The organism is Dactylosporangium siamense, from assembly GCF_016862795.1.
Taxonomy (GTDB): domain Bacteria; phylum Actinomycetota; class Actinomycetes; order Mycobacteriales; family Micromonosporaceae; genus Dactylosporangium; species Dactylosporangium siamense.
Map to the genome: position 1 here is coordinate 39,981 of NZ_BONQ01000048.1, position 10,592 is coordinate 50,572.

The 10,592-nt window shown below is 71.3% G+C and carries 8 protein-coding genes; 3 read left to right on the plus strand and 5 right to left on the minus strand.

Annotation, left to right across the window (positions count from 1 at the left end):
- Nucleotide 1: 1 nt before the first annotated feature.
- From Dsi01nite_RS15425 to Dsi01nite_RS15445, 5 genes are read right to left on the minus strand one after another with little or no spacing between them, the layout of a single operon-like run.
- Nucleotides 2-1,921, minus strand: a complete 1,920-nt coding sequence (locus Dsi01nite_RS15425; RefSeq protein WP_203846827.1) for a hypothetical protein — start codon at nt 1,919-1,921, stop codon at nt 2-4.
- Nucleotides 1,918-3,960, minus strand: coding sequence for an alpha-galactosidase (locus tag Dsi01nite_RS15430; RefSeq protein WP_203846828.1), 2,043 nt, complete (start codon nt 3,958-3,960; stop codon nt 1,918-1,920). The genes Dsi01nite_RS15425 and Dsi01nite_RS15430 overlap by 4 nt, the downstream gene beginning before the upstream one ends.
- A 29-nt stretch (nt 3,961-3,989) precedes the next feature.
- Nucleotides 3,990-4,835 (minus strand): carbohydrate ABC transporter permease, encoded by an 846-nt coding sequence (locus Dsi01nite_RS15435; RefSeq protein ID WP_203846829.1) that lies wholly within the window; start codon nt 4,833-4,835, stop codon nt 3,990-3,992.
- Nucleotides 4,835-5,740, minus strand: coding sequence for a carbohydrate ABC transporter permease (locus tag Dsi01nite_RS15440; protein ID WP_203846830.1), 906 nt, complete (start codon nt 5,738-5,740; stop codon nt 4,835-4,837). The genes Dsi01nite_RS15435 and Dsi01nite_RS15440 overlap by 1 nt, the downstream gene beginning before the upstream one ends.
- An 8-nt stretch (nt 5,741-5,748) precedes the next feature.
- The gene (locus tag Dsi01nite_RS15445) at nt 5,749-7,083 is read right to left on the minus strand and encodes an ABC transporter substrate-binding protein (protein ID WP_203846831.1); all 1,335 of its coding nucleotides are present in this window, start codon (nt 7,081-7,083) and stop codon (nt 5,749-5,751) included.
- A 190-nt stretch (nt 7,084-7,273) separates the two neighbouring features.
- On the opposite strand from Dsi01nite_RS15445, the gene Dsi01nite_RS15450 reads away from it, so the two are divergent.
- The 3 genes from Dsi01nite_RS15450 to Dsi01nite_RS15460 form a co-directional block, all read left to right on the plus strand.
- Nucleotides 7,274-8,305: a LacI family DNA-binding transcriptional regulator gene (locus tag Dsi01nite_RS15450; RefSeq protein ID WP_203846832.1), complete on the plus strand. Its 1,032-nt coding sequence runs from the start codon at nt 7,274-7,276 to the stop codon at nt 8,303-8,305.
- Nucleotides 8,302-9,138 carry a ribokinase gene (locus Dsi01nite_RS15455; protein WP_203846833.1) on the plus strand — a complete coding sequence of 279 codons (837 nt, stop codon included), beginning with the start codon at nt 8,302-8,304 and terminating at the stop codon, nt 9,136-9,138. Before Dsi01nite_RS15450 ends, Dsi01nite_RS15455 begins: the two co-directional genes overlap by 4 nt.
- Nucleotides 9,139-9,189: 51 nt before the next feature.
- A partial coding sequence (locus Dsi01nite_RS15460) for a glycoside hydrolase family 30 protein (RefSeq protein ID WP_203846834.1) occupies nt 9,190-10,592 on the plus strand: 1,403 nt, incomplete at its 3' end.

Genomic DNA, 10,592 nt, shown 5'->3' on the forward strand with positions numbered 1-10,592 from the left:
TTTATCTCCCCTGCAGATGGGTGGCGAGCCGCCACAACGGTCCGGTGCGCACGTCGGCGGTCCACTGGCCGTGCTGGTCGGCGGTGACGGTGAAGGTGATCGGGCCCCAGCGGGTGGGCAGGTCGGTGGCGCCGAACCGGGCGCCGGGCCGGCGCCACGACTCGGGCACACCGGCGCCGAGGACCAGCACGTCGCCGTCGTCGTCGACGAACACGGTCCGCAACGCGCCGAGCAGCTCGGCCGCGGTCCACACGTGCGGCATGTTCCCGGCGCGGCCGTGCTCGGCGCTGAGCCAGCCGGCCCCCTGGCGGCCGGTGAACGGCAGCGACTCGTTGCCGCCGGGTTCGCCCTCGTCGTGGGCGCCGAGCTGCCAGGTCCCGCCGTCGCGCAGCATCGGCCCGAGCGACGCCCACGCCTCCTCGACGAGGCCGAGCCGCAGCGCGTTGTGCGCCTGGGCGGCCTCGAAGTAGGTCCAGAGCCGCTCCGGGCGGCGGCCGCCGTCGTGGTCGAGGCGGTGCGCCCGGAACCACTCCTCGAACGCCTTGCGCAGCCGGTCCCCGTGCCCGGCCAGGGCCCCGGTCGGGTACGGCGTGACGATCGGGTCCCGTTCGTTGCCGTACGCGGGCAGCAGGTGCTCGGCGATCGCCTCGTCGAGCCGGTCCGCGGTGGTGCGCCACAGGCCCGCGTCGCGGTGCTCGCCGAGCAGCGCCGCGGCCTGCGCGGCCCGCCGGTATCCGGCGACCGCCCAGCAGTTGAGGTAGAAGTCCGGCCGGTGCCAGTCCATCCGGCCGCGGATGAGGCCGTCCGTGGCCGGGAGGCAGACCACGTTGAGCGCCGGGCTGCCGAGATAGCGCGGCATCCGGTTGTGGGCGAGGGCCCGGATCGGGCCGGTGGCGGTCCGCATCCGGTCCAGCCAGCCGATCCGCTCGAGGATGTGCGGGTACTGGCGGCGCAGCCAGGCCAGGTCGGCGGTGCGCACGGCGTGCTCCACCAGCACCCAGATGCCCTGCCCGGGCCCGTCGGACTCGGCGCCGAACCCGCCGGAGAACACGACCGGGGCCAGGTGCTCGCAGGCGGTCCGGGCCAGGTCGGCCCGGCCGATGAGGTCCAGGGCGTGCACGGCGATGACGGTGTCGCGCATCCACAGCACCGGGTAGTCGACCGCGCCGATCCGCGGCACCCCGCACTCGGCCTGGGCGAGCAGGTGGTGCGCGCTGGCCTGCCAGGCGTGCGCGACGGCCGGGTCCGGCGCGAACACCCGCGCCGGCAGCTCGCCGGACCAGCGCTCCCGGGCCGTGGCCAGGCCGTCGTGCACGGTCGTGGTGGCGTGCGCGCGGCGCAGCGGCTCGAGGTCCCCGAGCGGCCGGTCGGTGAACGCGTGTTCGACGACCGCACCGGCGTCGGCGGTCGAGGACCAGGTGAGCACGGCGACGTCACCGTCGATGGTGACGCCGTCCGGTGGTGCCGCCGGCCGGACCCGCCGCCCGCCGTCCAGGTGCAGGTGCCGCCCGTCCCAGCTGACGGCGGTGAGGGTGCCGCCGGCCGGCCCCTCGCCGCGGACCACCAGGTGGACGGCGGCGGGCGCGGACAGCTCGATGGCGAGGAAGTCGGTGCCTTCGGCGCCGGGCCCGGACAGGGTGCCCAGCGCGGTGCTGACCCGCACCGGCCCGGCCGGCCAGGTCGAGTGCAGGACCGGTGCGGTGAACACGCAGGCGATGTCGTCCGGGTCGAGCAGGTCCGGGGTGTAGCGCTGCCCGTCGACCTCCACCCAGATCGAGATGCCGCACGTCCACACGCCGGGGGAGAAGGTGCCGCCGGGCTCGGCGACGGTCTTGTCGCAGCCGTCGGACAGGGGACTGCCGAGGAAGATGTGCGCCGCGCCCCGGTTCGGCGTCGCGCGGATGTGCTCGAGCAGCTTCACGCGGTCCGCCGCAGGTGGGTGACGGCGCTGTCGTGGTCGCGCCGCAGGCCGTGGTCGACGCCGTGCACGGCGAGGAACGATCCACTGTGGATGGTGCCGCGGTCGGTGTCGGTCCAGGTCCCGTCCGGAGGGAGGAACGGCAGCGCCACGGGCAGCGCCGGCTCGCCGAACCGGTGCCCGTCCAGCCATTGGAACACCACGACCTCGTCGGCCGTGGCGTAGGCCAGGGCGGGCGCGGTGCTCGTGCGGGGCGAGCGCAGCCGGTGCAGGTCGCCGTGCTGCACGACGTGGCGGATCCGCTTGTACTGCGCGATCAGCGTCGCCGCTTCATCCCGCTCGGCGTCGGTCCACGCGTTCAGGTCGCCGCCGACGGCGAGGACCCCGGCCATGGCGACGTGGAACCGGAACCGCAGCGGCAGCTGCCGGCCGGTGAGGAAGTTCGGGGCGTCGGTGACCCAGGCGGTCATGGTCCGCGCCGGGTAGAGCTGGCTGAACCCTTCCTGGATGTGCAGCCGGTCGGAGGCGTCGGTGTTGTCGCTGGGCCAGACCTGGTCGGTGCGGGCGAGGATGCCGAGGTCGACGCGCCCGCCGCCGGAGGCGCACGACTCGAACCGCACGTGCGGGTGGTCGCGGCGCAGCCGGTCGAAGATGTCGTAGAGCGCCGTGGCGTGCCGGCGCGCCCACTGCGGGTCGGCGCCGGGGTCGGTCACGGGCCGGTTCATGTCCCACTTCACGAACGCGATGTCGTGCGCGGCGAGCAGCGCGTCCATCCAGCCGTGCAGCCACGTGGCCACCTCGGGCCGGCCCAGGTTCAGCACCAGCTGCTGGCGCAGCTCGTGCCGCGGGTAGCCGGGGGTGTGGTAGACCCAGTCCGGGTGGGCGCGGTACAGGTCGCTGTCCGGGTTGACCATCTCCGGCTCGACCCAGATCCCGAACCGCATGCCGAGCTCGTGCACCCGGTGGATCAGCGGGTCGAGGCCGGCGGGGAACCGGTCGGGGTTCGGGGTCCAGTCACCGAGCCCGGCGTGGTCGCTGATCCGCTTGCCGAACCAGCCGTCGTCCATGACGAACAGCTCGCAGCCCAGCGCCGCGGCCCGCTCGGCCAGGCCGATCTGGTTGGCCTCGTCGACGTCGAACCCGGTCGCCTCCCACGAGTTGTACAGCACCGGCCGGGTCTCGTCGGTCGGCAGGACGGTGTCGCGGACGAACGTGTGCCAGCCGCGGCTGGCCGCGCCGAACCCCTGATCGGTCCAGGTGCCGAGCGTCTTCGGGGTCACGTGCTCCTCGCCGGGGCCCAGGACGGCGGGGCCGGCGTCGACGGTCGCGGTGACCCGGCCGTTCGCCAGGTGCTGCACGGTCGCTTGCCAGGTCCCGGACCAGGCGAGGGCGGCGGTCCACACCTCGCCGGCGGTCTCGGTGGCGGCACCGTCGTCGATGGCGAACCACGGGTTGTGGAACGGGCCCGTCGTGGTGTGCCGGCTGCCGATGACGGTCTGCCCGGCGGGGATCGGCGCCTGTTGCAGCCGGGTCTCCGCGGCCCACCGGCCGTGCACCGTGGACAGCCGGTAGCCGGGCCGGGCCGGCAGGCACCAGGCGGCGCTGCCGGCCCGGTGCAGGGTCACCGGCTCGGCGCCGTCGTTGGCGATGCTCGCCCACCGCTCGATCACGTCGTGCGTGGCGGACCACCGGTAGTGCAGCGTCAGCCGTAGCGGCGTGGTGAGCTCGGTGAAGCGCAGGTCCAGGGCACCGCCGGTGTGCTCGGCCGCGGTGAACTGCCACCGGACGGTCCCGCCGACGGCCAGGGCCGGTTCGACGAACCGCAGCCCACTGCCGGACGGGTACTCCTCCCGGCCGTCCAGGACGCTCTCCCAGCCGCGCCGGTGCCCGCCCTGGACCGCGGCCGCCACCAGCTCGGCCGCGGTGTCGTCGGAGACGGACCGGCCCCAGTGGGCCAGCAGCGGCACGTCCTCGCCGCCGAGGTGGATGACATAGGAGCTGCGCAGGGTGTGCAGCGCCCAGAACAGTGGATCGTTGGGCACGAGAGGGGTTTCCTTCAGGTTCAGGGGTTTCAGCCGCGGACGGCGCCGGCGGTCGTGCCGCTCATGAGCTTCTCCTGGAACCGGAGGAAGATCGCGAGCAGCGGCAGGGTGATGACGAAGCAGCCGGCGAGGAGGAGCTCGTAGCGGGTGATGAAGCCGTCCTGCGAGGTGGACAGCGACGGCAGCGTGACCATGATCGGCTGGTAGTCGGGGTCGCTGACCATGATCACCGGCCAGAGGTAGTCGCTCCACTTCGCCACGAACGTCAGCACCGCGATCGCCCCGAGGACCGGCGCCGACATCGGCGCGGCGACCCGCCAGAACGTCTTCCAGTGCCCGGCGCCGTCCAGGCGCGCCGCGTCGAGGACCTCGCCGGGCATGCCGGCCATGTACTGCCGGGCCATGAACATCCCCAGCACGCTCGCGGTGCCGGGCAGGATCTGCACCTGATACGTGTTCAGCCAGTCGACCTTGGAGAACATGACGTAGAGGGTCGGGATGTTGACCTCGGTCGGCACCAGCATCGACATGACGAGCAGCCCGAACAGCACGTTGCGGCCGCGGAACTTGTACCTGGCGAACGCGTAGCCGGCCATCGCGCAGAACAGCACGGTCAGCGCGGTGAACGGGATCGTGACGATGAAGCTGTTGGCGAGGGACCGCCACAGCACGGCGCCGGCGTCGCCGCTGAAGATGGTGTGGAAGTTGTCCAGCGTCGGGTCGGTCGGGATGCCTCCCGGGTTGGTGGTCAGCTCCCGGGAGGACTTGAGGCCACCGAAGAGCATGACGAGGAAGGGGTAGAGCGCCAGGAACGCCATCGCGATGAGGAACAGGTTGACCACGCCGCGCGCGCCGACCCACGAGGACTTGCGCATCACCGCTCCTCTCGGAACAACCGGAACTGCACGACCGAGAAGACGGCGATCGCGATGAACATGAGCCAGCCGACGGCGGCCGCGAGCCCGAACTGCCCGCCGGAGATGTTCGTGATGATCTGGTTCATCACCGGCGCCGCGGACGGCGGCGCCCCGGTCGTCGAGCCGGCGCCGCCGACGAGCAGGTTCGGCTCGGTGAACAGCTGCAGCGAGGCGATCGTGTCGATGACGAGCGCGAACAGCACGATCGGGCGCATCAGCGGCAGCACGACGTGCCGGACCCGCTGCCAGGCGGTGGTGCCGTCCATCTCGGCCGCCTCGAGCAGGTCGTTCGGGATGCTGGTGAGCCCGGCGAGGAAGACCACGAAGTACCAGCCGAGGCCGCGCCAGACGAGCAGCAGCACGACGCCCCACTTCATCGCGTCGGGGTCGCCGAGCCAGTTGACGTCGAGGCCGAACACGCTGTTGACGACGCCGTTGCCGCTGAGGATGACCCGCCACACCAGGCCGGCCGCGACCGGCGCCATGACCTGCGGGATGAACAGCAGCGGCTTGTAGATCCGGCCCCAGCGGGTGAGCTTGGACCGCACCACCATGGCCAGCAGGAACGCCCCGCCGAGCATCGGCACCAGCGGCACCAGCCAGTAGAACAGGGTGTTGAGCACCGACTGGTGGAAGTTCGGCGAGTCCAGCAGCGACCGGTAGTTGCGCAGGCCCACCCATTCGACCGGGCCGTAGCCGCTGTAGCGGGTGAAGCTGAGACCGATCGAGACGATGGACGGGATCGCGAAGAACAGCGCGAAGGACACCACGAACGGTGCGATGAAGCCGTACGGCGCGAGTCGGTCCAGCCACTTGGGGGCCCTGGCCCGCGCAGGACCCCCCGTCTGGTGGTGCAGCGTCATGGGTTCCGTCAGCTCTTGAAGGGGCAGCCGACCTGCGCGGTCAGCTCGTCCTGGGCGGCCTTGAGGTAGGTGGTCGGTTCCGCGTCGTTGGAGGTCAGGTACTTCGTCATGGCGTTGGACAGGGCGACCTGCTCCTTGTTGGCGGCCGGGTCGAAGGCGAAGACCTTGTAGTCCTTGTCGGCGGCCTTGAACGCGGTGCTCAGCTCGGTGCCGAAGTAGGGGTGGTTGGTGAGCTCCGGGTCGTCCTGCAGGGCGATGACGTTGGGCACGTAGCCGCCGATCTTCGCGAACGCCTTGGTGCCCTTGGCGTCCATCAGCGTGCGGCCGAGGAACTCCGCCGCCTCCTTCTTGTGCTTGGACTTCGCCGGGATGACGAAGACCGAGCCGGCCGACTCGCTGCCGCCGACGGCGCCGCCGATCTCCGGCCACGTCGTGACGCCCCACTTGCCCTTCAGGTCCGGCGCGTACTGGGTGAGGAACGCGGGGAACCAGCTGGCGTTGAGCGTGGAGGCGATCGTGCCGTCGGCGAGGGCCGTCTGCCACTCCGGCGTCCAGTCGTCGATCTTCGTCTCGACGACCCCGGAGTTGCGCAGGTCCTTGATGGCCTTGAACGCCTGCGCCGTGCCCGGGTCGGTGCCGACCACGAACGCGCACGGCGACTTGGTGGCGTACTTCGCGCCGTTGCCGGCGGCGATCATCTGCCAGTCGTAGGTGGCCGGGTTGGTGCCGAGGTTCCACACGTTGCTCTTCGGGAACTTGGCCTTGAGCTTCTGCCCGGCCGCGACGAAGTCGGCCTGGGTCTTGACCTGCGTGATGTCGATGCCGGCCTGCTGGAACAGGTCCTTGCGGTAGTACCAGAGCTTGGACTTCACCTCGTAGGGGAAGGCGACGTACTTGCCGTCGTACTGCATGAGCCGCTGCGCGGCCTGGCTGACGTTGGGCAGGAACGGATCCGCCAGGGTCTTGACGTCGGAGAGGACGCCCGCCTCGGCGAACTCCGGCACCCAGCTGTAGTTGAGCTGCAGGATGTCGGGGATGTCCTTGCCGGACGACAGCTCGAGGCGGAACTTGTTGATCGAGTCCGTGTCGGTCTTGCCGGCCGATAAGACCTTCATGGTCTGGCCTTTGGACTGATCGGGGTACTGCTCCTGGTAGACCTTGAACTGGTCCTCGGCGTACTTGGTGTCGCCCCAGACCTGCAGGGTGAGCTCGACGTTGCCGCCGCCGGCGCCTTCGTCGTCGCTACCGCAGGCGGTGAGCGCGGACGCGGCGAGCACGGCACAGGCACTGAACGCGAGGACGCCCCGGAGGGTGTGTCGGAGACGTGAGGGTGGGGGTGTCACGAACGGTCCTCTCTTTGCAAACCGATTTGCGTGCCGAAACCATGACGCAACACGTTCGTCGTGTCAATGGTCCCTCCGCAGAAATCTGCGTGCCACGTTTTGCCACATCAGCACTCACTTGACGTCGGGCGTGCTAACGGTCAGTATCTGCAAATCGTCTTGCACACCACGAAAGGAGGATGATCGCGGAGTGGACACCGAGGACACCCGACGCGCGACCATCGGCGACGTCGCCGCACACGCCGGCGTCAGCGTGACAACGGTCTCGCACGTGCTGAGCGGCCGCCGCCCGGTGTCGACGGCCACCCAGCAGAAGGTGCGCCGCTCCATCGACCTGCTCGGCTTCCGGCCCAACGAGATCGCCCGGTCGATGCGCAGCCAGCGCACCCACACCGCGGCGCTGGTCGTGCCCAACATCGCGCACGTCGTCTACCCGTTCGTGGCCCGCGGCATCACCGAGGAGCTGCGCCCGCTGGGCTACCAGATCTCCATCTACGACACCGACGACGACCCGGTCGTCAAGGCCGACGTCCTGCAGGTCATCACCGACCGGCGGGTCGACGGCGTCATCCTCTTCGGCTTCGACATCACCTCCACCGACGCCGCCGTGCTCACCGGCGCGAGCATCCCGTTCGTCAACGGCGGCCTCAACGCCGAGGTCGACGGCCCCTACGACTGCGTGCGCAGCGACCAGCGCGCCGGCCTGGAGATCACCACCCGGCACCTCATCGAACGCTTCGGCGGCCCCCTCGCGTTCGTCGGCGGCCTGCCCGGCGACGGCCCCGCCGACCTGCGCGAATCCGGGTTCCGCCGGGCCATGGCCGCGGCCGGGCTGCCGGTCGACGAGCGGCTCGTCGCCCGCGTCCCGTACAGCTGGGAGGGCGGCCGCGAGGCCCTCGCCCAGCTCCTCGCCAAGGATCTGCCGATCCGCGCCGTCGTCTGCGCCAACGACCTCATCGCCATCGGCGGCATGGCCATGGCCCGCGAGCGCGGCCTGCGCGTCCCCGAGGACCTCGCGTTCACCGGCTACGACAACATCGAGGCCGGCACCATGGTCGTGCCCACCCTCACCAGCGTCGAGAGCTTCCTCGACGAGCAGGGCCGCTCCTGCGCCCGGCTCCTCATCGACCGGCTCGGCCGCGGCTACGGCGGCCCCGCCCGGCACGTCAGTATCGACACGGCCCTGGTCGTGCGGGCCTCCAGCGGCGGGACGGGCTCATGACCGTCGTGGTGGTCGGGTCGGTGAACATCGACCTCGTCGTGCACACCCCGCTCATCGCCCCGCCGGGGCAGACCGTGATCGCGACCGGGTCCGGCACCGGCCCCGGCGGCAAGGGCGGCAACCAGGCCGCCGCCGTCGCCCACCTCGGCGGCGCCTGCCGGCTGATCGCCGCGGTCGGGCCCGACTTCGACCCGTCCACGCTGCCGGGCGTCGACCTGTCCCTGGTGCGGACCACGGCGGAGCCGACCGGGCTCGCCGTCGTCATGCTCGACCCCAGCGGCGAGAACGCCATCACCGTCGTCCCCGGCGCCAACGCGCTGCTGTCGCCGGAAGACACCGGATCCTTCACCGGGCCACCCGGCGTCCTGCTCGCCAGCCTCGAGGTGCCGCTGCCGGCGGTGACCGAGGCGGCCCGCGCGGCTCGTGAAGCCGGCTGGACCGTGGTGCTCAACCCCGCACCCGCGCGGGCGCTGCCCGCCTCGTTGCTGGCCGACGTCGACGTGCTCGTGCCCAACGAGCACGAGCTCGCGGCGCTCGGCGCGCCCGACGACCTCATCGCCGCCGGTGTCGGCGCGGTCGTCGTCACCCTCGGCGCCGCCGGCTGCCGGATCCACCGGCCCGGCGACGTGCGGACCATCCCCGCCCACCCCGTCCAGGCGGTCGACACCACCGGTGCCGGCGACGCCTTCTGCGGCGCCCTCGCCTGGGCCCTGGACACCGGACGCGACCTCGACACCGCCGTCCGGTTCGCCGTCGTCGCGGGAGCGCTCGCCACCCGCGCCGTCGGCGCCCGCGCTGCCCTCGCCACCGCCGCCGAGGTCACCGCCCAATAGTTCGGCCCTTCACCGCTCCCTCTCGGAACCCGCCACACCCCCGGAGGATCGATGCCCCATGCCCGCACCACGGCCCTGACCCTGCTGGCCGTGCTCTCCGCCACCACCCTCACCGTCGCCGCCGCCCCGCCGGCCCTCGCCGCCGGCGAGACCGTCCACGTCTGGCTGACCACCACCGACCAGGCCAACAAGCTCACCCAGCAGCCGGACCTGACCTTCACCTCAGGCGGTGCCGGCGACGCCACCGTCGTCAGCGTCGACGACGGCACCACGTTCCAGCCCATCGACGGCATCGGTGCCTCGTTCACCGGATCCACCGTCTGGGAACTGCGCAACAAGCTCAGCCCGTCCGCCCGCGACGCCCTGATGAACGACCTGTTCAACCCGTCGACCGGCATCGGCATGAGCCTGCTGCGCCAGCCGATCGGCGGCTCCGACCAGAACGCCCCCGGCACCGACTGCCAGCCGTTCTCCCTCAGCACCGACCAGAACGACGGGACCATCGACCTCATCCACCAGGCCCAGCAGCTCAACCCGGCGCTGAGCGTGATGAGCTCCGTGTGGTGCGTGCCGTCGTGGATGCTCAGCGGCGACGCGCTGAACCCCGCCTACCACCAGAACTTCAGCGACTACGTCGCCGACTACCTGCAGGCCTACGCGGCGCAGGGCATCCCGGTCTGGGGCATCACCCCGCAGAACGAGCCGCTGCAGAGCTACGCCAACTTCGGCAACAACCTGTCCGCGACCCAGGAACGCGACCTCATCAAGAACAACCTCGGCCCGACCTTCGCCAACCGTGGCCTGGACACCAGGATCCTGGTGTTCGACCACAACTGGGACCACCCGGAATACGTGCAGACGATCCTGAACGACCCGGCCGCCGCGCAGTACGTCGCCGGCTCCGCCTGGCACAAGTACGCCGGCTGGGTCGGGGTGCAGTCCCAGATCCACGACCAGTACCCGGACAAGGGCATCTACTTCACCGAGGCGTCACCCAGCACCGGCAACCGCGACTGGAACAGCTACCTGCCCAACATGGGCCAGTACATCGACATCATGCGGAACTGGTCGCGCACCTACCTGCAGTGGACGATCGCCTCCAACCCGTCCTACGGCCCCGGCTCCTGCTCCAACTGCGGCGCGCTCGTCTACATCGACGACACCACCGGCGCCGTCACCCGCAGCATCGACTACTACCTGGTCGGCCACCTCAGCAAGTTCGTCCGCCCCGGCGCGGTCCGCGTCGCCTCCGACGACTTCGGCGACAACAACGTCAAGACCGTCGCCTTCCGCAACCCTGACGGTGGCAAGGCCCTCGTCGCGTACAACGGCGGTGCCGGTCGCACGGTCGGCTTCAACTGGGCCGGCCAGCACGTCTCGTACTACCTGCCGGCCCACGCCGTCGCCACCTTCACCTGGTCCGGCTCGGGCACCCCGTCGGGCGGTGCGTTGAA